17 protein-coding genes are annotated in these 23,495 nt (G+C 73.5%); 11 read left to right on the top strand and 6 right to left on the bottom strand.

Annotated features, from left to right (window positions below):
- Nucleotides 1–125 precede the first annotated feature (125 nt).
- The 3 genes from ACIPYS_RS38630 to ACIPYS_RS38620 all read left to right on the top strand — a co-directional run bounded on the left by ACIPYS_RS38630 (nt 126) and on the right by ACIPYS_RS38620 (nt 3,120).
- Nucleotides 126–1,367 (top strand): sensor histidine kinase, encoded by a 1,242-nt coding sequence (locus ACIPYS_RS38630; RefSeq protein WP_400755173.1) that lies wholly within the window; start codon nt 126–128, stop codon nt 1,365–1,367.
- Nucleotides 1,364–2,014 (top strand): response regulator transcription factor, encoded by a 651-nt coding sequence (locus ACIPYS_RS38625; protein WP_093862751.1) that lies wholly within the window; start codon nt 1,364–1,366, stop codon nt 2,012–2,014. The genes ACIPYS_RS38630 and ACIPYS_RS38625 overlap by 4 nt, the downstream gene beginning before the upstream one ends.
- Nucleotides 2,015–2,088: 74 nt before the next feature.
- On the top strand, nt 2,089–3,120 hold the full coding sequence (locus tag ACIPYS_RS38620; RefSeq protein WP_400755171.1) for a nitronate monooxygenase: 1,032 nt from the start codon (nt 2,089–2,091) through the stop codon (nt 3,118–3,120).
- 120 nt (nt 3,121–3,240) lie between these two features.
- Here the strand turns inward: ACIPYS_RS38620 and ACIPYS_RS38615 are convergent, their stop codons facing one another.
- Nucleotides 3,241–4,716, bottom strand: coding sequence for an aminopeptidase P family protein (locus ACIPYS_RS38615; protein WP_400755169.1), 1,476 nt, complete (start codon nt 4,714–4,716; stop codon nt 3,241–3,243).
- Between the two features lie 232 nt (nt 4,717–4,948).
- Between ACIPYS_RS38615 and ACIPYS_RS38610 the strand changes: the two genes are divergently transcribed.
- The 6 genes from ACIPYS_RS38610 (at nt 4,949) to ACIPYS_RS38585 (ending at nt 12,529) form a co-directional block, all read left to right on the top strand.
- Nucleotides 4,949–6,709: an ABC transporter substrate-binding protein gene (locus ACIPYS_RS38610; RefSeq protein ID WP_093862753.1), complete on the top strand. Its 1,761-nt coding sequence runs from the start codon at nt 4,949–4,951 to the stop codon at nt 6,707–6,709.
- A gap of 13 nt (nt 6,710–6,722) precedes the next feature.
- Nucleotides 6,723–7,685, top strand: coding sequence for an ABC transporter permease (locus ACIPYS_RS38605; protein ID WP_093862754.1), 963 nt, complete (start codon nt 6,723–6,725; stop codon nt 7,683–7,685).
- Nucleotides 7,682–8,668, top strand: coding sequence for an ABC transporter permease (locus tag ACIPYS_RS38600; RefSeq protein ID WP_093862755.1), 987 nt, complete (start codon nt 7,682–7,684; stop codon nt 8,666–8,668). Before ACIPYS_RS38605 ends, ACIPYS_RS38600 begins: the two co-directional genes overlap by 4 nt.
- The gene (locus ACIPYS_RS38595) at nt 8,668–9,669 is read left to right on the top strand and encodes an ABC transporter ATP-binding protein (RefSeq protein ID WP_093862756.1); all 1,002 of its coding nucleotides are present in this window, start codon (nt 8,668–8,670) and stop codon (nt 9,667–9,669) included. Before ACIPYS_RS38600 ends, ACIPYS_RS38595 begins: the two co-directional genes overlap by 1 nt.
- Complete coding sequence (locus ACIPYS_RS38590) at nt 9,666–10,643, top strand: ABC transporter ATP-binding protein (RefSeq protein WP_400755165.1); 978 nt, start codon at nt 9,666–9,668, stop codon at nt 10,641–10,643. The genes ACIPYS_RS38595 and ACIPYS_RS38590 overlap by 4 nt, the downstream gene beginning before the upstream one ends.
- Nucleotides 10,644–11,065: 422 nt before the next feature.
- Nucleotides 11,066–12,529, top strand: coding sequence for an MFS transporter (locus ACIPYS_RS38585; protein ID WP_197698632.1), 1,464 nt, complete (start codon nt 11,066–11,068; stop codon nt 12,527–12,529).
- Between the two features lie 168 nt (nt 12,530–12,697).
- On the opposite strand, the gene ACIPYS_RS38580 is transcribed toward ACIPYS_RS38585, so the two are convergent.
- The 3 genes from ACIPYS_RS38580 to ACIPYS_RS38570 form a co-directional block, all read right to left on the bottom strand.
- Nucleotides 12,698–15,073: an immune inhibitor A domain-containing protein gene (locus ACIPYS_RS38580; RefSeq protein WP_400755162.1), complete on the bottom strand. Its 2,376-nt coding sequence runs from the start codon at nt 15,071–15,073 to the stop codon at nt 12,698–12,700.
- Nucleotides 15,074–15,282: 209 nt separating this feature from the next.
- Nucleotides 15,283–15,768, bottom strand: a complete 486-nt coding sequence (locus ACIPYS_RS38575; protein WP_400755160.1) for an RICIN domain-containing protein — start codon at nt 15,766–15,768, stop codon at nt 15,283–15,285.
- 115 nt (nt 15,769–15,883) lie between these two features.
- On the bottom strand, nt 15,884–17,965 hold the full coding sequence (locus tag ACIPYS_RS38570; protein ID WP_400755158.1) for a prolyl oligopeptidase family serine peptidase: 2,082 nt from the start codon (nt 17,963–17,965) through the stop codon (nt 15,884–15,886).
- A 141-nt stretch (nt 17,966–18,106) separates the two neighbouring features.
- On the opposite strand from ACIPYS_RS38570, the gene ACIPYS_RS38565 reads away from it, so the two are divergent.
- The gene (locus ACIPYS_RS38565; RefSeq protein ID WP_400755156.1) at nt 18,107–19,276 is read left to right on the top strand and encodes an aminotransferase class V-fold PLP-dependent enzyme; all 1,170 of its coding nucleotides are present in this window, start codon (nt 18,107–18,109) and stop codon (nt 19,274–19,276) included.
- Here ACIPYS_RS38565 and ACIPYS_RS38560 read toward each other — a convergent pair whose 3' ends face one another.
- Nucleotides 19,277–19,717, bottom strand: coding sequence for an ArsR/SmtB family transcription factor (locus ACIPYS_RS38560; RefSeq protein WP_400755154.1), 441 nt, complete (start codon nt 19,715–19,717; stop codon nt 19,277–19,279).
- A gap of 84 nt (nt 19,718–19,801) precedes the next feature.
- On the bottom strand, nt 19,802–20,176 hold the full coding sequence (locus ACIPYS_RS38555; protein ID WP_030395945.1) for a hypothetical protein: 375 nt from the start codon (nt 20,174–20,176) through the stop codon (nt 19,802–19,804).
- A gap of 254 nt (nt 20,177–20,430) precedes the next feature.
- Here ACIPYS_RS38555 and ACIPYS_RS38550 point away from each other — a divergent pair, with 254 nt between their 5' ends.
- Nucleotides 20,431–23,286, top strand: coding sequence for a DEAD/DEAH box helicase (locus ACIPYS_RS38550; RefSeq protein ID WP_400755196.1), 2,856 nt, complete (start codon nt 20,431–20,433; stop codon nt 23,284–23,286).
- Nucleotides 23,287–23,495 lie beyond the last annotated feature (209 nt).

Below are 23,495 nucleotides of genomic sequence, written 5' to 3'. Positions count from 1 at the left end.
AGAGTGGCCGGACGCGGGCCCGCCGGGCATCGCACCGGGGATTGGATCCTCGGCTTCGAAGGGCGGAAACGGAGTTCAACCTTTCGATTGATGCCGGTCGGCGGCACGGACCCTAGGCTGGACGGATGGCGACCGATCGACCCCGAACCACCCCCGTCGCCCGCGTGCTCCGGGTCTGTCTGCACCTGCTGGTGGCGGGCCTGCTCGCGCTCGCCGTGGTCCGGGCCGTGGCCGGGCACGACGGCGATCCGGCGGCGGTCACCGCCGCGGCCGTCGCGACGGCCGCCGTCTACGCGGCCGGTCCGCTGATCGGCGCCGTCGGCCGCTCCCGGCGGGCCGCCGCGCTCTGGCTGGCGCTGCTCGGGGTCACCTGGGCGGGTGTGCTGGTCGCCACCCCGGACGGGGTCTGGCTGGCGTTCCCGCTGTACTTCCTGGAACTGCACCTGCTCGGCCGGCGGTCCGGGGTGGCCGCGGTCGGGCTCACCGCCGTCGCGGCGATCGTCGCCTACTCGGCCCATCAGCACACCGTCGGCGTCGCGCCGGCGATCGGTCCGCTGCTGGGGGCCGCCTTCGCCGTCGCGACCGTGTTCGGCTACCAGGCCCTCTACCGGGAGAGCGAGGAGCGCCGGCGGCTCATCGACGAGCTGACGGCCGCCCGCGCCGACCTCGCGACCGCCCACCACGCGGCCGGGGTGCTCGCCGAGCGGGAGCGGCTGGCCCGGGAGATCCACGACACCCTGGCGCAGGGCCTCACCAGCATCCAGCTGCTGCTGCGGGCCGCGCAGCGTGCGCTGCCGGAGCGGACGGAGGCCGCCGGCGAGTACGTGGAGCAGGCCCGGCAGGCCGCGCAGGACAACCTCGACGAGGCCCGCCGTTTCGTGCGCGCGCTCACTCCGCCGGCGCTGGAGGGCGACACCCTGCCGGTGGCGCTGGAGCGGCTGTGCGCGACCACGTCGGTGCGCGGCGGCCTGCCGGTGCGGCTGCAGGTGTCCGGGGAGCGGGTCCCGCTGCCGGTGCCGCACGAGGTGGCGCTGCTGCGGATCGCGCAGTCCGCGCTCGGCAACACGGTGCGGCACGCCGGAGCGGGCCACGCCGAGGTGACCCTCAGCTTCATGCCGGGCGAGGTGGCGCTGGACGTGGTGGACGACGGTGCGGGGTTCGACCCGGAGGCCGTGCGGACGCGGGCCGCCGGCGGCGGCGGGGACGGCGGCGGGGACGGCGGTTACGGGCTGCCGTCGATGCGGGCCCGGGCGCGGGCGCTGGGCGGGACCTTCGCGGTGGAGTCCGCGCCGGGGGAGGGCACCGTGCTCGCGGTGCTGCTGCCGGTGCCCGGGGACGCGGGCGGGGCCGGGGAGGAGTCGTCGTGACGGGGTCCGTGATCCGGCTGCTGCTGGCCGACGACCACCCGGTGGTCCGGGCCGGCCTGCGCGCCGTGCTGGAGAGCGAGCCGGACTTCGCGATCGTCGCGGAGGCCGCCACGGCCGAGCGCGCGGTGGAGCTGGCGGCCGAGGTGGCGGTGGACGTGGTGCTGATGGACCTGCAGTTCGGGCCGGGGGCGGCGATGAACGGGGCGCAGGCCACGGCGGCGATCACGGCCCGGGGCGCGGGGGCGCCGAGGGTCCTGGTGGTGACCACCTACGACACGGACGCGGACACGCTGCCGGCGCTGGAGGCCGGGGCCACCGGGTACCTGCTGAAGGACGCGCCGCCGGAGGAGCTGGCCCGTGCGGTGCGGTCGGCGGCGGCGGGCCGGCCGGCGCTGGCGCCCACGGTGGCGGACCGGCTGCTGGAGCGGATGCGGACGCCGGCGGCGGCGCTGAGCGCGCGGGAGACCGAGGTGCTGGGGCTGGTCGCGGACGGGCTGACCAACCAGGCGATCGGCGGGCGGCTGCACCTCAGCCTGGCCACGGTGAAGTCGCATCTGGTGCACATCTACACCAAGTTGGGTGTGGAGTCGCGGACGGCGGCGGTGCGGGAGGCGCGGGCGCGGGGGCTGATCCGGCGCGGAGGGTGAGCGAGGAGAGGCGGCAGGCGGCGGGCGTAGGGTGGTCGGCGACCCCGTGTGCCGTGTGATCGGAGGATCCCCGGATGGCCGTCCGACTCGACGAACTCGCCGTGCCCGTGCTCGGCGCACCGATGGCCGGCGGGGCGACCACGCCGGAACTGGTGGCCGCGGTGAACGCGGCCGGCGGGCTGGGCTTCCTGGCCGCCGGCTACCGGAGCGCCGCCGCCACGGCCGAACAGATCGGGCTGACCCGGAAGGTGACGGACCGTCCGTTCGGAGTGAACCTCTTCGTGCCGGCCCCGCCCGGTGACCCGGCCGCGGTGGCCGCCTACCGGGAGCGGCTGCGGCCCGAGGCGGAGCGGCACGGGGTCGTGCTGCCGGAGGCGATCGGGCCGGACCGGGACGACTGGGACGCCAAGATCGCCGTGCTGCTCGCCGACCCGGTCGCGGTGGTCTCGTACACCTTCGGGCTGCCCGCCGCCGAGGAGGCGCGGGCGCTGCGGGCGGCGGGGGTGTTCCAGGTGGGCACGGTGACCACGCCGGAGGAGGCCCGGCGGGCCGAGGCGGCCGGGATGGACGCGTTGTGCGTGCAGGGCCCGGAGGCGGGCGGCCACCGGGCCACCCACGCGGTCGCGGACCGGCCGGGGGACGTCCCGCTGCTGGAACTGCTGGCCGGGGTGCGGTCGGTGACGGGGCTGCCGCTGGTCGCGGCGGGCGGGCTGTCCGACGGGGCGTCGGTGGCGGCCGCGCTGCGGGCCGGGGCGGTGGCGGTCCAGCTGGGGACGGCGCTGCTGCGGACGGACGAGGCGGGCACGTCGGCGGCGCACCGGGCGGCGCTGACGGAGTTCGAGGCGACGGCGGTGACCCGGGCGTTCACCGGGCGCCCGGCGCGGGGGCTGCGGAACGCGTTCATCGACCGGTACGGGCCGTACGCGCCCGCCGCCTATCCGGAGGTGCACCACCTGACCCAGCCGCTGCGCGCGGCGGCGGCCGGGCGCGGTGACACCGGGGCGATGCACCTGTGGGCCGGGACGGGCCACCGGGCGGCGCGCGGCGGCCCGGCGGCGGGGATCGTGGCCCGCCTGTGGGAGGAGGCCCGGGCCGCCGGGCGGTGAGCCTGGCGGCCCTGCGGCCGTTCCCGGGGGCCTTGCTCCCGGACCCCTGCCGGGGCGGGGGCCGGGAGCAAGGCCCCCGAACGGTGCCGGCCCCACCGCCGCGGGGCCGGCACCGTCGGCTCAGCCGAGCAGTCCGGCCATCCAGGACTCGACGGCCGGGACGCTGCGCGGCAGCGCGCCGGACATCAGCCGGGCGCCGTCGGCGGTGATGACGAGGTCGTCCTCGATCCGGATGCCGAGGCCGCGCAGCTCGGCGGGGAGGGTCTCGTCGTCGGGCTGGAGGTAGAGGCCGGGCTCCACGGTGAGCACGTGGCCCTCCTCGAGGACGCCGTCCAGGTAGGTCTCGGCGCGGGCCCGGGCGCAGTCGTGCACGTCGAGGCCGAGCATGTGGCCGGTGCCGCAGAGGGTGTAGCGGCGGTAGAGGCCGCTGTCCTCGGCGAGCGCCTCCTCGGCGGAGACGGGCAGGACGCCCCAGTCGGCGAGGCCCTCGGCGATGACCCGGGCGGCCGCGGCGTGGAAGTCGCGGAAGCGGGCACCGGGGCGCAGCGTGTCGATGCCGGCCTGCTGGGCGGCGAGCACCAGCTCGTAGGCCTGGCGCTGGACGGGCGTGAAGGTGCCGCTCAGCGGGAGGGTGCGGGTGATGTCGGCGGTGTAGAGGGTGTCGGTCTCGACGCCGGCGTCCAGCAGCAGCAGGGCGTTCGGGTCGAGCGCGCCGTCGTTGCGGATCCAGTGCAGGACGCAGGCGTGGGCGCCGGCGGCGGCGATGGTCTCGTAGCCGACGCCGTTGCCCTCGGCGCGGGCGCGGAGGTTGAACACGCCCTCGATCCAGCGCTCGCCGCGGTGGTGGCGCAGGGCGGCGGGCAGGGCGCGGACGACGTCCTCGAAGCCGAGCACGGTGTGGTCGACGGAGAGCTGGAGCTGCTCCACCTCCCAGATGTCCTTGACCAGCCGCAGCTCGGACAGCACGGCGGCGAACAGGCCGTCGGCGTCGGCGAGTTCGGCGGGGCCGGGGCGGCCGGTGGCGGTGTCGACCTCGGGGTCGACGCCGGCCAGCACCCGGGTGGCGGGCCGCGGTCCGGCGAGCAGCTTGTCCAGCTCGTCGAGGTGCTCGACGCGCACGCCGGTGAGCCGGGCGGCCTCGTCGAGGTCGGGTCGGCGGCCGACCCAGAACTCGCCGTAGCGGCGGTCGCGGAAGAATTCGGCGCCGCGCACCGGGTCGCCGCCGCGGGGGGAGCGGGGGCGCAGGTAGAGGACGGGCTCGTGGCCGTCGGGGCCGGTCGGTTCCAGGACGAGCACGTGGCCGACCTGGTCCTCGCCGGTGAGGCCGGTGAGCCAGGCGTAGGCGCTGTGCGGGCGGAAGCGGTGGTCGACGTCGTTGCTGCGGACCTTGAGCCGGCCGGCCGGGACGATCAGGCGCTCGCCGGGGAAGGCCGCGGAGAGCCGGGTGCGCCGGCCGGGGGTGACGGCGTAGCCGGGGACGCGGCTCTCGGCCGGGAGCGGGGTGGGGGCCCAGGAGGTGCCCATGAAGGCGTTGAGCGCCGCCGACACCGGGAGGTCGTGGCTGCCGGTGTTGAGGCCGGTCTGACGGAGGGTCACCGGGTACTCCTAAACGCGTGGTGCGGAGTCGGGGGGAGGAGGGGGTTGCACGGACACAGCTCGGTAACGGGTGGCGTCACCTCTTGTGCAGTGCAATTTCACATTACTATGTTACGGGTCACACCGCGGAGCGGCTAGACCCCCTGAGGTCGCCCTCCCGGCCGGGCCCCGGATCCACCCCCGGGGTTGGACGACGGGCCTTCTCGGCGGGCCCCCCACTGCGGAGTCAGATATGAACAGGCGTACCCAGACCGCCCTCGCGGCGGCCATCGCGGCGGCACTCACCCTCGGGCTCGGCGCCTGCGGAAGCAAGGACAAGGGCGACGACGGCTCCGGCGACACCGCTGCCGCCAGTTCCACCAAGGGGCCCGGTGCCGACAGCGGCACGATCGTGGGCGGCACCCCGGTCAAGGGCGGCACCCTGACGGTGCTGACCAACCAGGACTTCGCCCACCTCGACCCGGCCCGCAACTGGACCCTGCCGCAGATGGACTTCGGCACCCGGCTGATCTACCGCACCCTGGTCACCTTCAAGGCCGAGCCCGGTGACGCCGGCAACCAGATCGTCCCCGACCTGGCCACCGACACCGGCCGTCCGTCCGACGGCGGCAAGACCTGGTCCTTCACCCTGCGCGAGGGGCTGAAGTACGAGGACGGCTCGCCGATCAAGTCGTCCGACATCAAGTACAACGTCGAGCGCTCGTTCTCCCCGGACCTCACCGGCGGCCCCGACTACGCGGCCCAGTACCTGGCCGGCGGCGAGAACTACAAGGGCCCGCTGACCGGCGAGCACCTGGCGAGCATCGAGACGCCGGACGACCGGACCATCGTCTTCCGGCTCAAGCGCCCGGTCGCCGAGTTCGCCTACACCGCGACCCTGCCCACCTTCGCGCCGGTGCCGCCGGCCCAGGAGAAGGGCACCCAGTACGACATGCGGCCGTTCTCCTCCGGCCCGTACAAGATCGAGAGCTACGACCGCGGCAAGCAGCTGGTGCTGGTCCGCAACACCAACTGGGACCCGTCCTCGGACCCGATCCGCAAGGCCTACCCGGACAAGATCGTCGTCACCCAGGGCCTCAAGGGCGGCCAGGTCGACGACCGCATCATCGCCAGCGACGGCGCCGACGCCTCCGCGATCGAGATGCCCTGGATGCGCCCCGAGTCCGTCGCGAAGGTGCTGCCCAAGGCCGACGTCAAGGCCCGGATGGTGGCCGAGCGCACCGGCTGCACCGACAGCCTCTACCTGAACACCTCCAAGGCGCCGTTCGACGACCCGAAGGTCCGCGAGGCCGTCATGTGGGCGGTCGACCGCGAGGCCCAGGTCACCGCCTTCGGCGGCCCCGCGATCGCCGACGTCGCCACCTCCTTCCTGCCGCCGTCGCTGACCGGCGGCGTCAAGGCCGACCCGCTGAAGATCCCGGCCGCCGGCGACCCGGCGAAGGCCAAGGACCTGCTCAAGGCGGCCGGCAAGACCGACCTCAAGGTCTCGCTCACCGTCTCGCTCGGCGACAAGACCCGCGGCGAGGCCATCCAGCAGTCGCTGTCCAAGGCCGGCATCACGGTCACCGTCAACACCGTCGACCCCTCGGCGTTCACCGACACCCTCGGCGACGCCAAGGCCGCGCCCGAGCTGACCATCAACGGCTGGTGCCCGGACTACCCGTCCGGCGCCACCTTCCTGCCCTTCCTGTTCGACGGCCGCACCATCAAGGACAAGGGCAACCAGGGCAACTACAGCCAGTTCCGCGACCAGGCCACCATGGACGAGATGGACCGCATCGCGGCCCTCCCGGACGTGAACGAGGCCAACGAGGCCTGGAAGAAGCTGGACGAGGCGCTGCTGCAGAAGGCCCCGGCCGTCCCGCTCATGTGGCAGCGCCGCGCGCTGCTGGTCGGCACCAACGTGGCCGGTGCCTTCGGCGCCCCGGGTTACGCCGGCATGATCGACATGGCCACGATCGGCCTCAAGGACCCCGCCAAGAGCCAGGGCTGAGGAACCGTCCGTCATGAGCACCACTACGACTGAGCCCGCCGCCGCGCCCGTCGCGGCGGCGGGCCCCGCGAAAGCCTCCGGGCGCGGGCCCTGGCGGCTGGTCTGGGACCAGCTGTGGGCCAAGGGCTCCGCCCGCTTCGGCCTGGTCATGGTCGTCCTCCTCGTCCTGATGGCCGTGCTGGCCGGACCGCTGAGCGCGCTCGGCGGCTGGAACGCCGAGGAGTTCGACAAGCGCTCCGTCGACGCCTACCTGGGCGGCCTGCCCAAGGGCGACTTCGGCGGCGTCGGCGCCCGGCACTGGTTCGGCGTCGAGCCGGCCACCGGCCGCGACCTGTTCGCCCGGGTCCTGCACGGCGGCCAGGTGTCGCTGCTGATCGCGTTCGTCGCCACCGCCGTCGTCGTGATCGCCGGCACCCTGGCCGGCATCGCGGCCGGCTACTTCGGCGGCCGCGTCGACAGCCTGCTGTCCCGGCTGATGGACCTCACGATGTCGTTCCCCTCGCTGATCTTCATGATCGCGATGATGTCGGTGGCCAAGGACGTCAACCGGATCCTGCTGATGACCGTGGTCATCGGCCTGTTCGGCTGGCCCGGCGTGGCCCGCGTCGTCCGCGGCCAGACCCTCTCGCTCAAGCACCGCGAGTACGTCGAGGCGGCCAAGGTCGGCGGCGCCCGGTCCTGGCGCATCCTCACCCGGGAGATCCTGCCCAACGTCTCCGGGCCGATCATCGCGTACACCACGCTGCTGATCCCCGGCATGATCGCCACCGAGGCCGCGCTCTCCTACCTCGGCGTGGGCGTCCGGCCGCCGACCCCCTCCTGGGGGCAGATGATCGCCGAGTCGATCGTCTTCTACGAGACCGACCCGACGTACTTCCTCATCCCGACGGTCTTCCTGTTCGTCGCCGTCCTCGCCTTCACCCTGCTCGGCGACGCGCTGCGCGACATCCTCGACCCGAAGGGAGGACGGTCGTGATCCTCTACCTCGGGCGCCGGCTGCTCGGCGTCGCCGGCATCCTGCTGGCCATCTGCGCCATCACCTTCACCATCTTCTACCTGCTGCCCAACGACCCGGCCGCGGCCGCCTGCGGCAAGACCTGCAGCCCCGAGCGGCTGATCGAGGTCAAGGCCGCGATGGGCCTGGACAAGCCCGTCTGGGAGCAGTTCTTCGTCTACCTGCTGGGCATCGTGGCCGGCCGCGACTACGGCAGCGGAGCCAGCGCCACCCACTGCGGCTTCCCCTGCCTCGGCTACTCCTACGAGTACTCGCTGCCGGTCTGGGACCTGCTGGTCGACCGCCTGCCGGTGTCGGTCTCGCTCGCCATCGGCTCGGCCGTGCTCTGGCTGCTGCTCGGGCTCGGCGCCGGCATCACCTCGGCGCTGCGCAAGAACACCGTCGTCGACAAGGTCCTCACCGTCCTGTCGGTCGGCGCCGCCTCGCTGCCGGTCTACTTCACCTCGATCATGCTGATCTGGGGCGTGGTGCGGACCGCCGACCTGCTGCCCTACCCCGCGTACCACAACCTCACCGACAACCCGCTGTCCTGGGCCTCCAACCTGCTGCTGCCCTGGACCGCCCTGGCGCTGCTCTACGCGGCCCAGTACGCCCGGCAGAGCCGGACCTCGATGATCGAGGCGATGGCCGAGCCCTACATCCGCACCGCCCGCGCCAAGGGCATGCCGGCGCTCACCGTCACCGTCAAACACGGTCTGCGCTCCGGCATGACGCCGATCCTCACCATCTTCGGCATGGACCTCGGCGGTCTGCTGGCCGGTGCCGTCATCACCGAGTCCATCTTCGGACTGCCCGGAATCGGACGCCTCTTCTACGACGGCCTGCTCCGCTCCGACCAGCCCGTCATCCTCGGCGTCACCCTGCTCGCGGCCTTCTTCATCGTCGTCGCGAACCTGCTGGTCGACGTGCTCTACGCCTACGTCGACCCGAGAGTGAGGTACTGATGACGTCGTTGTTGGAGGTCGAGGACCTCAAGGTCGCCTTCGACACCCCGCGCGGCACCGTCCGGGCCGTCGACGGCATCAACTTCACCGTCGAGGCCGGCAAGACCCTCGGCCTGGTCGGCGAGTCCGGCAGCGGCAAGTCCGTCACCTCGCTCGCCGTCATGGGCCTGCACCGCGGCGCCCGGGTCGACGGCTCGATCAGGCTCGACGGCCAGGAGCTCAACGGCCTGGGCGAGAAGCGGCTCGGCGCGATCCGCGGCCGGCGGATCGCCATGATCTTCCAGGACCCGCTGTCCAGCCTGCACCCCTTCTACCCGGTCGGGGAGCAGATCGCCGAGCACTACCGGGTGCACTTCAAGGCCTCCCGCAAGGCCGGCCGCGAGCGCGCGATCGAGATGCTCGCCGAGGTGGGCATCCCCGAGCCGGCCCGCCGGGTCGACGAGTACCCGCACCAGTTCTCCGGCGGCATGCGCCAGCGCGTGATGATCGCCATGGCGCTCGCCTGCGAGCCCGAGCTGCTGATCGCCGACGAGCCGACCACCGCGCTCGACGTCACCGTCCAGGCCCAGATCCTCGACCTGATCGCCAGGATCCAGGAGCAGCGCGGACTCGGCGTCGTGATGATCACCCACGACCTCGGCGTGGTCGCCCGGGTCGCCCACGAAGTGCTCGTCATGTACGGCGGCCGCGCCGCCGAACAGGCTCCCGTGGACCGGCTGTTCGCGGCCCCCGCGCACCCTTACACCCGCGGGCTGCTCGACTCGCTGCCCCGTCTGGACGACACCGACGACGCCCCGCTGCGCGCCATCCCCGGCAGCCCGCCGTCGCTGATCGCCCCCGCCCCCGGCTGCTCCTTCGCCCCGCGTTGCGCCCGCACCACCGCCGCGGCCGCCGAGGAGCACGCCCGCTGCCTGTCCGAGCGGCCCGAGTTCGGCCCGCTCGCCCCCGGCCACCAGGCCGCCTGCCACCTGCCGCTGGTGCCGGAAGGAGTCCTGGGATGACCGAACCCCTGCTGACGGTCCGGGACCTGGTGAAGACCTTCCCCGGCCGCCGCTCCCGCACCGGCAAGCCCGGCGCCCCGATCAGGGCGGTGGACGGCGTCAGCTTCGACGTCGGCGCCGGCGAGACCCTCGGCCTGGTCGGCGAGTCCGGCTGCGGCAAGTCGACCACCGGGCGCATGGTCGTCCGGCTCATCGACCCGACCTCGGGCACCGTGAACTTCGACGGCACCGAGATCGGCGGCCTGACCCAGGCCCAGCTGCGCCCGCACCGCAGGGACCTGCAGATGGTGTTCCAGGATCCGTACTCCTCGCTCAACCCCCGGCAGACGGTGGCCCGGATCATCTCCGAGCCGCTGCTGGTCCAGGGCAGCGGCGCGGCCGACGCCCGCAAGCGGGCCGCCGAGCTGATGGAGCTGGTCGGCCTCATCCCCGAGCACCTGGACCGCTACCCGCACGAGTTCTCCGGCGGCCAGGCCCAGCGCATCGGCATCGCCCGCTCGCTGGCCACCTCGCCCCGGCTGGTGGTCGCCGACGAGCCGGTGTCCGCGCTGGACGTCTCCATCCAGGCCCAGGTGGTCAATCTGATGGAGCGCCTCCAGGACGAACTGGGGCTGGCGTACATCTTCATCGCGCACGACCTCTCCGTGGTCAAGCGCGTGTGCGACCGGGTCGCCGTGATGTACCTCGGCCGGATCGTCGAGATCGGCGACAAGCACCAGGTGTACGGCAACCCGGCGCACCCGTACACCAAGGCCCTGCTGTCCGCGGTGCCGCTGCCGGACCCGGCCGCGGAGCGGACGCGGGAGCGGATCGTGCTGCTCGGCGACCCGCCGAGCCCGGCCGCCCCGCCGCCCGGGTGCACCTTCCACCCGCGCTGCCCGAAGGCCCAGGAGATCTGCCGGACCGAGCGTCCGCTGCTGCGGATCGCCGGGCCGGGCGGGCGCGAGGCGGCCTGCCACTTCCCGGAGGACTGATCCGGGACGCGGTCTCGCGGTCGGGGGCGCCTGCCGATGGGCGCGTCCCCGGCCGCGGCTGAACCGCCGTACCGTCCGGCCACCCCCACGGCGGACGGTACGGCACCGAACGCGCGAGGAGCGACCCTCCTCGCGTGCCGAGCCCCCGGTCGGGAGCGGCGGGGAGCCTGTGACGAGGGCCGCGCCCGACCGGGTCCCGCCCGGTGGACCTCCACCGGGCGGGCGGGGCCCGCCGGATCCGACCGGGTCGTCGGAACCGGCGGGCCCTTCGCCGTTCCCGGAGAGAGCACCGTTCCCGGGAGACGCGCCGTTCCCGGGGGAAGCGCCGTTCCCGGCGAGGGTGTCGTTCCCGGGGAGAGCGCCGGCCCCGGCTCCGGGTGAACGCTTGACTTGAAGTTCACTTGAACTCATAGCGTGTCCACGTGACCGAAACTTCGCGCGTCCAGACCGCCTCCACCCCCTCCGACCAGGGAGATCGCGCTCCCGTCGCAGAGTCCGGGGCGCCCTCCGGCGGCTGGGGGGACCTCTTCTCCAAGCAGTACGCCGCCCAGGCCTCGATCATGGCCGGCGGTGTCGCGCTCTACGCGATGAACCTCTACTTCACCGCCGCCCTGCTCCCCTCGATCGTCGAGGACATCGGCGGCGCCCGCTTCTACGCCTGGGTGGCGACCGGCTTCCTGATCGCCGCGGTCACCGCCGCGATGCTGGTCAGCCGGCTGCTCGCCCGGCTCGGGCCCTCGCGCTCCTACCTGACCGGGTTCCTGGTGTTCGCCGCCGGCGCCGGGCTCACCGCGGCCAGCCCGTCGATGGAGACGCTGATCGTCGGCCGGATCGTGCAGGGCCTGGGCGGCGGGCTGATGGCCGGCCTCGGCTACGCGGTGATCCGCACCGCGCTGCCGGAACGGCTGTGGACCAGGGCGGCCGGCCTGGTGTCGGCGATGTGGGGCGTGGGCACGCTGGTCGGCCCCTCGCTCGGCGGGCTGTTCGCCGAACTGAACGCCTGGCGCGGTTCCTACGTCCTGCTCATGGCGGCCGCCCTGGTGCTGGCCGTGCTGGCCCGTCGTTCGCTGCCCGGCCCGACCGGGTCGGCGCGCACCGTCGAACCGCTGCCGCTGCCCTCGCTGCTGCTGCTGACGCTCGCGGCGGGCGCCTTCAGCATCAGCTCCACCGTGCCGCGCGGCTGGGCGACGGCGCTGTGCATCGTGCTGGGCCTGGTGCTGCTGGCGGGCTTCCTGCTGGTGGAGCGCCGCGGGTCGGCGACCGTGCTGCCGAAGCTGACCTACCGTCGCGGCAACCACCTGAAGTGGATCTACCTGACCGTGGCGGTGTACTGCACCGGTGTGATGACCGAGACCTTCATCCCGCTGTTCGGCCAGGAGCTGGGCGGGCTGAGCCCGCTGGCGGCCGGCTTCCTCGGCGCGACGGTGTCGGTCGGCTGGACCTCGGCGCAGCTGTTCAGCGTCAACCTGCGCTCGGACCGGGCCCGTTCGCTGGCGATCCGGGTCGGCCCCGCGGTGCTCACGGCCGGTCTGCTGGCCTACGGCCTGCTGCAGACCTCGCAGGCCTCCGGCGGCCGGGTGCTGCTGTGGGCGGTGGTGCTGGTGATCGGCGGGACCGGCATCGGGGCGGCCTTCCCGCACCTGAGCGTCACGGCGATGCGCAGCACCGACGACGAGGTGGAGGGCGCCAAGGCGGCGGCCGGTCTCAACACCACCCAGCTGATCGCCTTCACGGTGAGCTCGGCGCTGGCCGGGACGCTGGTGAGCTTCGGCGGGGACTCCACGTTGGAGGGTGCCCGCTACATGGTCTTCGGGCTCGGCGCCCTCACCGTGTTCGGCACCGCCACCGCCGCGCTGAGCCTGCGGCGGTCGCGCGCCGAAGGCTGAGCCGTGCGGGAGACACGACCGCCCCGGCCCTCCGTGTGGGAGGGCCGGGGCGGTCTGCCTGTCCGTGGGACCTGTCTTCCACGGGGAGGCCCGGTGCTCAGGACACCGGGGGCCGGACTGCCGGGACCGGCCGGGCGGGGTGTGCGCGGCCGGCCCCGGACAGCGGGGTCAGGACGCGGGGCCCACCCGGACGGTGGTGATCCGCCCGCCCTGGGACTCGCGCACGACCTCGATCCTGGTGTTGGTGTCCGGGACCTTCACCCCGAGCTGCGGGGTGGCCGGGTCGCTGTAGACGCCGGTGCGGTCGTTGAACGCCGGGACGGCCTTCTCGGGGCCGATCTTCACCGGCACGCCGGCCTTGTGCAGGGTGAACCCGGTGGTGGGCTTGAGCGAGAAGGTCGCGTCGAAGGTCTGCGCCCGGCCGTTGACCAGGGTGCCGTCGGCGAAGCGGATCGGCGCCGGGTGGGCGTCGATCGGCAGGATCAGGCCGCCGCCGGGGTGGTCCTTGGTGTTGTTGTCGCCGTAGCCGGTGTCCCAGAGCCAGACGAGCACGCCCTCCTGGTACGGGTAGGTGTCGACGATGTCCTTCTTGCCCTCGACCCCGGTGTAGCCGAAGTTGTACGGGCCGGTCTTCAGGAACTCGCCGTAGCCGGCGTAGCGCCGGTTCTCCACCAGGTAGGCGCGCGGGTGCTGCTTGACCGCGGTGCGGCCGGTGATGACGGTGAAGCCGGTGGCGGTCCAGCCGTTGGTGCCGTTCTCGGCGCCGTCGGTGAACAGCGTGGTGGCGCCGGCGGTGATCCTCACCGCGTCGACCAGGACGCCCTTGCCGTGGGTGTTGCCGTCGGAGGTGACGTGCAGCCGCAGCCGGACCTTCTGGCCGGCGTAGCCGTCCAGCGGGATGTGCAGCTGCCGGTACGCGCCGGAGGTGCCGCTCAGGCCGGGGACGTTGGCGCTGGTGTTCCCGATCGGGGTGCCGTCGACGGTGCCGGGCAGGGCGGTCCAGGTCTTCCCGCCGTCGGTGGAGGCCTCGGCGGTCAGGAAGTCGTAGTCCTGCTCGATGTCGTACCAGACCGCCGCGTCGAGGGCGGCCGGGCCGGTGACCCCGCCGAGGTCGACGTCGCGGGCCAGCGCGTTGTCCAGGTTGTCGCCGGTGTCGCTCCACCACTGCTTGGCGCCCTCGCGCGGGTCGGCGAGGTCCGTGCTGGTGGTGCCGTCCGGCAGGTGGACCAGGACGGCCTGCGCCTGGTCGGTGTTGTAGCCGCTGACGCCGAGCGCGTGGCTGGACCGGGTGGCGGCCTGCGCCTCGTCGTAGTTGAGCCAGCCGAACTGCAGCTTGCTCCAGGCGTCGAGGTCGCCGGGGTAGGCGCCGGTGGTGTTCTTGCCCTTGCCCAGGTAGGAGGCGGAGGACATCAGCGACCAGAAGTTGACGCTGTTGTCGCCGCCGCTGGTGCTGTACAGGTCGGGCAGGCCGAGGTTGTGGCCGAACTCGTGGGAGAACAGGCCGACTCCGCTGTTCTCGCCCGCCTGGACGTAGTCGTAGACGTACAGGCCGGTGTCGCCGACCGGCGCGCCGCCGATCTTGTTGCCGGCCGGGCCGGTCTGGCCGGTCGGGTCCGGGAAGGTCCAGCTGCGGTGCGCCCACAGCGCGTCGGCGCCCTGCGCGCCGCCGCCCCAGGTCTCGTCGACGCCCGCGTGCACGACGACGACGTTGTCCAGGTAGCCGTCGGGCTGGTCGAACTCGCCGTCCTTGTCGTGGTCGTAGCGGTCGTAGACGTCGTACTGGGCCAGCTCGGCCTTGACGGCCGCGGCGGTGCGGCCCTTGGCGATCTCGCCGTCGTACCAGGCCTTGACGGCGTCCCGGATGAACTCCTGGCCCTGGGTCCAGGCGCCGGAGCCCTGCGGGCCCTTGTTGGAGCCGTAGCGGGCCTCGTTCCACGGCACGGTGACCCAGTCGCTGACGGTGCCCTCGATGTCGTACCGGCCGGAGGACTGGGTGCGGTAGAAGTTGCGCATCGAGACCGCGCCGGGCGAGTCGTCGAAGAACATCTTCTGGTAGTACTTCCGGTCGAAGTCCTGGTTCCAGAGCGTGTGGTTGTCGCTCTTGCCGGGCTTCGGGATGGTGTTGTGCGCGGGCCCGGGGGTGCCCCCGTAGCGCGGCTGGCCGTTGTACAGGGTGGTGTTGTCCACCTGGTCGCCGAACTGGGCGAGGATCACGAAGACCTTGTCCTTGCGCTGCTGCGCGAGCTGGACGTAGTCGTTGCCGACCCGCACCTTGGCGGGTGCCCGGCGGTCCGTGGTCTTGGCCACGGCGCCCTTGTTGAGCTGTTCCAGTGCCTTGGTGCGCAGCGACTGGCGCTCGCGCTCCTGGGGCGCGAGCGGTGCGGGCGGGGCCTCGAGACCGCCGGCCTCGGCGCTGTCGCCGGACTCGGCGGAGATGGTGGGTGCGGGCGTGGGGGGAGCGGCCTGGGCGGGGGTGCCGAGGAGGGTGACCGCTATCGCGCTCGTGGTGAGCGCGGCCGCGAACGCCGCGGACAGTCTGCGCAACTGACCTGTCCTTTCCGGACGGTGGGTGGTCGGGCGAGCGCAGGTAATATTTCACATGTCATGGGTCACACGGAAGAGATCGGACGGCGGGAGGTGTGAGCGGCCTCCGGCGGGGGAACGCGGTCGGGCCGCCCGCGTGGTGCGACGGGCGGCCCGGTGCGGGTGCGGTGCGGGTCCGGCGACGCGGGAGGCGCGGCGCCGGGGCGCGACTACACGAAGTTGAAGTTCTGGAAGTTCAGGCCGTTGCAGGTGAACGCGCGCAGGCCGTAGGCGCCGCTGTCGTCCATGCAGCGGCCGGTGTTGACGTTCTGGTACGCCGCGCCGCCGTTCAGGTAGATCAGGCGCCACTGCTGGTAGTTCAGGCCGTTGCAGGGGAAGGCGCGCAGGCCGGCCGCGCCGCTGTCGTCGATACAGCGCCCGGTGTTCTGGTTCTGCACGACCCAGGAGCCGTCGTTCTGCTTGTAGTAGTTGAACCGCTGGTAGTTCAGGCCGTTGCAGGGGAAGGCGCGCAGGCCGGCCGCGCCGCTGTCGTCCACGCAGCGGCCGGTGTTCTGGTTCTGCAGGGCGTAGGCGTAGACGACGCCGGTGGTGCGGGCCTCGGCGGTGCCGGCGGCCGTGAGACCGAGGGCCGCGGCGGTCAGGGTGGCGGCGGTGGCCCGCGCGGTCCGGGTGCGCAGTGCGGTCGGGATGTTCAACGTTCCCCCTGTGGCGTGGAGTCGGGCGGTGTGGCCCGCGTCACGGTAGGGGTGCCCGCCACCCGAGCGGCAGTGGAGCGGCGACTTCCGCTCGGGTGGCGAGCATCACAGCGATTCAGAGTTTCAACGCGCTCCGCAGGAAGGCGAGTTCGGCCTGGGCCAGTTGCTCGTTGACGCCGCCCGGGGTCATGTGGGTGATTCCCGGCAGGGCCAGCAGGCTGTGCGGCCGGCCCGCCCCGGTGAGCGCCTGCGAGAGCAGCAGGGTGTGCGAGGGGTGCACGTTGTCGTCCGCCAGACCGTGGACGAGCAGCAGCGGCCGATCGAGCGAGGCCGCGTCGTCCACCAGGCAGTCGGCCGCGTAGCCGTCCGGGTTCTCCTGGGGCAGTCCCAGGTACCGCTCGGTGTACGCGGTGTCGTACAGCCGGAAGTCGGTGGGCGGGGCGCCGGCGCAGGCGGCGTGGAAGACGTCCGGGCGGCGCAGCACGGCCAGTGCCCCGAGGTAGCCGCCGTACGACCAGCCACGCACGCCGACCCGGTCGAGGTCGAGGTCGGGGTGCGTCTCGCCGAGCGCCCGCAGTGCGTCGGCCTGGTCGTCCAGCGCCACCTGGGAGAAGCGGCGGAAGATGGTCCGCGCGAAGGCGGGGGAGACGAACGGGGTGCCGCCGTTGTCGACGGTGACCACCGCGAAGCCCTGGTCGGCCCACCACTGCTTGAGCTGCCAGCGGCGCGGCTCGTTGGCGACCGCCTGGAAGCCGGGGCCGCCGTAGACGTCGAGCAGTACGGGCAGCTTGCGGCCCGGGACGTGCCCGCGCGGGTAGACCACGGCGCTCGGCAGGCCGCGCTCGGTGACCCGGGCCAGTAGCGGCTCCACCCGGTACGGCAACGGGGCGGAGAGGTCGGTCAGGGGGACGGTGCCGTGCGGGGTGCGGGCCTCGCGGCGCACGCCGTCCGGGCCGGCCGAGACGAGCAGCAGGGTGTCGCCGGCGGCCAGCGCGCTGTGCACGCCGGGGCCCTCGGAGAGCCGCTCGGGCGCGCCGCCGTCCGGGTCGACCAGGTGGACGTGCTGGTCGAACGGGTCGCCCTCGCCGGTCTCGCAGAGCAGCCGGCCGCCGACCCGGCCGACGACCCGGCGGATCTGCAGACCGGTGGTGTCCAGCGGCTTGCCGTCCACGGCCAGGCCTCGGGCCTCGGGCGTGTCCAGGACGGTGAGCAGCCGGCCCCCGTCCAGCCGGTCCGGCGTGCCGGGCAGGTCGTCCACCCAGAACTCGTCGGTGGTGCGCGAGAGTTCGGTGGTGATGCCGGTGGCCGGGTCGGCGCTCAGCAGCAGCACGTTCTGCTGCAGCCGGTCGGCGACGGTGAGCAGCAGTTCCTCGGGTCCGGCCCAGCGGGCGGCGCACAGGTAGGGGAAGGCCGCGGTGTCCCAGCGGAGTTCGACCCGGCTGTCGTCCAGGCCGAGCACGAAGAGCCGGACGTCCGCGTTGGGGCCGCCGGCCTGCGGGTAGGCGAACTGCTCGGGAGCCTGATCAGGGTGCGCCGGGTCGGCGAAGTACCGGGGCGGGAGGGCGGACTCGTCCACCCGGGCGGCGAGCACGGCGCCGCCGTCGGGGCGCCACCAGTGGCCGCGGTGGCGGCCCAGCTCCTCGGCGGCGGCGAACTCGGCCACGCCCCAGCGGGCGCCGTCGTCCGGGCTGAGGCGCCGGTCGGGCCCGTCGGCCGGGTCGGTGACGTACAGGGCGTCGTCGGCGACGTAGGCGACGCGCTCGCCGGTCGCGTCCGGGCGGGGGTCGAAGACGGGGCCGGCGGCGGCGAGTTCGGTGGTGCGGCCGGTGGCGGTCTCGGTGCGGAAGAGCCGGCCGTCGAGGGCGAAGACGGCGACGGAGAGGTCGGGGGTGGCGCCGAAGGTGCCGATACCGGCGGCGGTGAGCCGCGACCGCTCGCGCAGCCGGCGCTCGACGTCGGGCAGGTCGGCGGTCGAGCCGGTGCGTCCGGGGGCCAGCGCGGTCGGGTCGGCGACCTCCCGCTCGGCACCGGTGGTGAGGTCGAGGAGGTGGAGCCGGTCGAACCGGTCCTCGGGACCGCTGGAGCGGAGCAGCAGCAGGCGGGTACCGTCCTCGTTGAGCGAGATCGCTCGCGGGGCACCGAAGCTGAAGCGGCCGGTCCGGGCGCTGAGGGAGAGGTAGGAGTCGGTGATGGTCACCGCCCGATGGTCGCCGTGGAACGGGCTCGCCACCAGTAGGACGACATGTGAAATGTCACACATCACGTGATCTGGGTAACAGAGACCCGGGTGCCGAACCCCCGGGCCCCGGGCCCCGGCCCCACTTCCAGGAGGAACGCAGTGACCGAGACCGCGCCGACCGTCGAAGCCCCCGAGCCCCTGGCCGGGACCGAACGGCTGTTCACGCTGGACCCGGCGGTGGTCCACCTCAACCACGGCTCCTTCGGCGCCGTCCCGGTCCCGGTCCAGCAGGTCCAGCGGCGGCTGTACGAGGAGCAGGAAGCCGATCCGGACGGCTTCTTCGCCGACCTGCCCGGCCGGGTCGCGGCGGCCCGGGCCCGGCTCGCCGACGCCCTCGGCACCCGGCCGGAACTGCTCGCGCTCGTCCCCAACGTGACCGACGCGATCGCCGTCGCCCTCGCCAACGTCCCGCTCGCGGCCGGGGACCAGGTGCTGGTCACCGACCACGGCTACGGCACGGTCACCGAGGCCGTCCGGCGGCGTGCCGAGGAGCTGGGTGCCGAACTGCGCACCGTCCGGCTGCCGCTGGACCTCCCGGACGGGGACGCGGTCCGGGAGGCCGTGCTGGCCGAGGTCACCGACCGCACCGCGCTCGCCGTGCTGGACGGCATCACCTCGCCCACCGCCCGCCGGATCGCCACCCCCGACCTGCTCCGGGAGCTGCGCGGGCGCGGCGTGACCACCGTGGTGGACGCCGCGCACGAGCCGGGGATGCTGGCCGACCCGGTCCCGGCGGAGGCCGACTTCTGGTTCGGCAACCTGCACAAGTGGGCGTTCGCCCCGCGCGCCACCGGCGTGCTGGTGGTCCGCCCGGAGTGGACCGGGAAGATCCGGCCGCTGATCCTGTCCTGGGAGGACCACCAGGGCTATCCGGCCGCCGTCGAGTGGCGCGGCACGCTGGACTACACGCCCTGGCTGGCCGCCCCGGCCGGGATCGACCTGCTGGACGGGCTGGGGCCGGGGCTGGTGCGCGAGCACAACGAGCGGCTCGTCGCCCACGGGGCGGCGGTGGTCGCCGAGCGGGCCGGGCTGGCCGCGCTGCCGTCCTCGGCCGGGCTGTCGATGCGCGCGCTGCGGCTGCCGCCCGGTGTCTCCGAGACGCTCCCGCAGGCGCAGGAGCTGATGGCGCAGATGTGGCGGCGGTACGCGGTGCGGACGGTGGCGCGGCCCTGGGCGGGCGGCGGGGTGCTGCGGCTGTGCGGGCAGCTGTACAACCGGGCGCCGGAGTACAAGGTGCTGGCGGACGGGCTGGCGGAGCTGCTGCGGTAGTCAGCCGTCGTGGGGGTGGCCGTCGTGGGGGTGGCCGTCGCCCGGGGTCCCGTCGTCGGGGGTCCGGGCGCCGGCAGGCCCGTCCTTGCCCGGCCCGTCCTTGCCCGGCCCGTCCGCGGCGGCGCGCAGCTCGGCGAGCAGCGCGTGCTGTTCCGAGATGAGCCCGGTGAGGATCCGCCGCGCCGCCCGGAGCAGGTCGGCGACGTCCCCGCCGGCCAGCGCGTACACCACCGTGCTGCCCTCCCGGGTGGCGGTGACGATGCCGGACCGGCGCAGTACCGCGAGCTGCTGGGAGAGGCTGGACGGTTCGATCTCCAGATCCGCCAGCAGGTCGCGGACGGGCGTCGGTCCGGCCTGCAGAAGCTCCAGGACCCGGATCCGGACGGGGTGGCCGAGCATCCGGAAGAACTCGGCCTTGGCCTGGTACAACGCGACCGCCACGGTGCTCCCTCCCTGGTGCGGGCCCTCGCGAGCCCCTGCCGCGTCCCTGGTGCGTCCGCGGTGCGTCCCCGGTGTTGCGGCGGCTCAGATCTCCAGCGAGAGCTCGATCCGCTTCAGCTGGTGGCGGGCCATCGCCAGGTTGGCGCGGGAGCGGTTGAGCGCCAGGAAGAGGAACAGCCCGCGCCCGCTCTGCGTGGTCAGCGGCCGCAACAGGTGGTACTGGCTGGTGAGGCTGACCAGGATGTCCTCGATCTCGTTGTCGTGGAGGTTGAGCATCTCCATCGCCCGCATCTTGGCCCGCACCACGTCGGTGTTCCCGGCGGCGGCGACGTGGAGGTCGATCTCGGTGCTGTCGCCGAGGCTCCCGAGCGCCATGCCGCTGCCGTAGTCGACCAGGGCCACGCCGATCGCGCCCTCGATCGCCATGGCCTCCTTGAGCGAGGTCTCCAGATTCGCCATCGTGCGCTCCTCCCGCGGGCCCGGTGGGTGCCACCGGGATGTGGCACCGAATGTAGGGAGGACTCCCGGCGTGGCAGCGCGGATGACCGGAGTCGTTCGAAGATGGTCGCCGGGTGACTGCTTGAAGACATTTGCAACTATGGATGTGAGAGAGATCCGATGCATTGCCCGGGAAAAACGGTGCTATCGATGTCGGTCCCGCCGGGTAACCTCTCGCTGAGATGCGAGATCACACCAACGACCCCCGGACGGCGATGAACACTCCTGAGCCCGAGCCCTCCGACGACCGGGAGCTGAGCCCCGCCGAGGCTTTCGCGGCCTCCCGCCGGCGGGCCAAGGAGCAGGCCACCGCCCTGTACGGCTTCCAGGAGCTGTACGACTTCCCGCTGGACGACTTCCAGCTGGAGGCCTGCCGCGCCCTGGAGGCGGGCGAGGGCGTCCTGGTCGCCGCTCCCACCGGATCCGGCAAGACCATCGTCGGCGAGTTCGCCGTCCACCTGGCCCTGCGCGGCGGGCGGAAATGCTTCTACACGACGCCGATCAAGGCGCTGTCGAACCAGAAGTACGGCGACCTCGTCAAGCGCTACGGCGCCGCCAAGGTCGGCCTGCTCACCGGAGACAACACCGTCAACGGCGACGCCCCGGTGGTGGTGATGACCACCGAGGTGCTCCGCAACATGCTCTACGCGGGCTCCAGCACCCTCGACGGCCTCGGCTACGTGGTCATGGACGAGGTCCACTACCTCGCCGACCGCTTCCGCGGCGCGGTCTGGGAGGAGGTCATCATCCACCTCCCCGAGTCCGTCACCCTGGTCTCGCTCTCCGCGACCGTGTCCAACGCCGAGGAGTTCGGCGACTGGCTGGACACCGTCCGCGGCGGCACCCGGGTCATCGTCTCGGAGACCCGCCCCGTCCCGCTCTGGCAGCACGTGATGGCCGGCAACCGGATGTACGACCTGTTCGCGAACCCGGACCGCGACGGCCGTCCCAAGGACGCCCCGCGCAACCCGGCCAAGGCCGTCAACCCCGAGCTGGTCCGCCTCGCCCGCAGCGAACTCGACCGCAACCCGCGCGACCGCTTCGGCCGCGGCCGGGGCCGCTCGATGCCCAACGGCCGCCCCGGCAAGGTCTGGACCCCGGGCCGGGTCGACGTCATCGACCGCCTCGACGCCGAGGGCCTGCTGCCCGCGATCACCTTCATCTTCAGCCGGGCCGGCTGCGAGGCCGCCGTCCAGCAGTGCCTCTCCTCCGGCCTGCGGCTCAACAAGGACGGCGACCGGGCGCGGGTCCGCGCCTTCGTCGAGGAGCGCTGCGCCGACATCCCCGACGAGGACCTCCACGTCCTCGGCTACTTCGAGTGGCTGGACGGGCTGGAGCGCGGCATCGCCGCCCACCACGCCGGCATGCTGCCCCGGTTCAAGGAAGTGGTCGAGGAGCTGTTCGTGAAGGGCCTGGTCAAGGCCGTCTTCGCGACCGAGACGCTGGCCCTGGGCATCAACATGCCCGCCCGCTCCGTGGTCATGGAGAAGCTCGTCAAGTGGAACGGCGAGACCCACGCCGACATCACCCCCGGCGAGTACACCCAGCTCACCGGCCGGGCCGGGCGGCGCGGCATCGACGTCGAGGGCCACGCCGTGGTGCTGTGGCAGCGCGGCCTCGACCCGGAGGCGCTGGCCGGCCTGGCCGGCACCCGCACCTACCCGCTCAAGTCCTCGTTCCGGCCGTCCTACAACATGGCCGTCAACCTGGTCTCCCAGTTCGGGCGGCACCGTTCGCGGGAACTCCTGGAGACGTCCTTCGCGCAGTTCCAGGCCGACCGCTCGGTGGTCGGCATCGCCCGCCAGGTCCAGCGCAACGAGGAGGGGCTGGAGGGCTACCGCGAGTCCATGACCTGCCACCTCGGCGACTTCGACGAGTACATGGACCTGCGCCGGCAGCTCAAGGACCGGGAGAACGAGCTCGCCCGCGAGGGCAGCAGCCAGCGCCGCGCCGCCGCCGTCGAGTCCATCGAGCAGCTCAAGCCCGGCGACGTCATCCACGTCCCCACCGGGAAGTTCGCCGGCCTCGCCCTCGTCCTCGACCCGGGCCTGCCGCCGGACCGCCGCTCGCCGCGCGGCGGCCCGCGCCACCCCGACTACCAGGACGGGCCGCGCCCGGTGGTGCTCACCGCCGAGCGGCAGGTCAAGCGGCTCGCGATGATCGACTTCCCGCACCCGGTCACCGCCCTCGACCGGCTGCGCATCCCCAAGTCCTTCAACCCGCGCAGCCCGCAGTCCCGGCGCGACCTCGCCTCGGCGCTGCGCACCAAGGCCGGCCACCTGGAGCCCGAGCGGTTCCGGCGCGGCCGGGCGGCCGCCGCCGACGACCCGGAGATCACCCGGCTGCGGACCGTCCTGCGCCAGCACCCCTGCCACGGCTGCGACGAGCGCGAGGACCACGCCCGCTGGTCCGAGCGCTACCACCGGCTGCACCGCGACACCGAGCTGCTGGAGCGCCGGATGCGTTCCCGCACCCACACCATCGCGCGCACCTTCGACCGGGTCTGCGGGCTGCTCACCGACCTCGGCTACCTCAGCGGCGACACCGTCACGGACGACGGCAAGCGGCTCGGCCGGCTCTACGGCGAACTCGACCTGCTCGCCTCCGAGTGCATCCGCGAGGGCGTCTGGAGCGACCTCGCCGCCGCCGAACTCGCGGCCTGCGCCTCGGCGCTGGTCTACGAGTCCCGCCAGTCCGACGACGCCACCGCCCCCCGGGTCCCGGAGGGCGCGGCGAAGACGGCGCTCGGCGAGATGGTCCGCATCTGGGGTCACCTGGACGCGCTGGAGGAGCAGCACCGGATCAACACCGCCGAGGGCGTCGGCCAGCGCGAGCCCGACCTCGGCTTCGCCTGGGCCGCCTACCGCTGGGCCCTCGGCCACTCGCTGGACCAGGTGCTGCGCGACGCCGACATGCCGGCCGGTGACTTCGTCCGCTGGACGAAGCAGCTGATCGACGTGCTCGGCCAGATCCAGGACGCCGCCGGCGAGGACGCCGAGCTGCGCAGGACCGCCCGCAAGGCGGTCGACGGCCTGCGCCGGGGGATCATCGCGTACTCCTCGGTGGGCTAGCCGACGCTGGACGGATGCCCGGGCTTCGAGACTCCTCTCGAAGCCCGGGCATCGTGCTTCCGTCTCCGTTTTCGCCCTGGCGGCTTCGGCTGCGCCTCGCCGCTGGCCGGGGGCTTCGCCCTGGCGGCTTCGGCTGCGCCTCGCCGCTGGCCGGGGGCTTCGCCCTGGCGGCTTCGGCTGCGCCTCGCCGCTGGCCGGGGGCTTCGCCC

Source organism: Kitasatospora sp. NPDC089913, assembly GCF_044748625.1.
In the GTDB taxonomy this organism is placed as follows: domain Bacteria; phylum Actinomycetota; class Actinomycetes; order Streptomycetales; family Streptomycetaceae; genus Kitasatospora.
Note: the sequence above shows the minus strand (reverse complement) of the source record. Positions and strands in the feature narration are given on the sequence as shown.

Coding starts and splice junctions, on each gene's coding strand:
- ACIPYS_RS38595 (WP_093862756.1), top strand. CDS start 8,668: ATGACGTCGTTGTTGGAGGTCGAGGACCTCAAGGTCGCCTTCGACACC.
- ACIPYS_RS38605 (WP_093862754.1), top strand. CDS start 6,723: ATGAGCACCACTACGACTGAGCCCGCCGCCGCGCCCGTCGCGGCGGCG.
- ACIPYS_RS38550 (WP_400755196.1), top strand. CDS start 20,431: ATGAACACTCCTGAGCCCGAGCCCTCCGACGACCGGGAGCTGAGCCCC.
- ACIPYS_RS38555 (WP_030395945.1), bottom strand. CDS start 20,176: ATGGCGAATCTGGAGACCTCGCTCAAGGAGGCCATGGCGATCGAGGGC.
- ACIPYS_RS38610 (WP_093862753.1), top strand. CDS start 4,949: ATGAACAGGCGTACCCAGACCGCCCTCGCGGCGGCCATCGCGGCGGCA.
- ACIPYS_RS38590 (WP_400755165.1), top strand. CDS start 9,666: ATGACCGAACCCCTGCTGACGGTCCGGGACCTGGTGAAGACCTTCCCC.
- ACIPYS_RS38620 (WP_400755171.1), top strand. CDS start 2,089: ATGGCCGTCCGACTCGACGAACTCGCCGTGCCCGTGCTCGGCGCACCG.
- ACIPYS_RS38630 (WP_400755173.1), top strand. CDS start 126: ATGGCGACCGATCGACCCCGAACCACCCCCGTCGCCCGCGTGCTCCGG.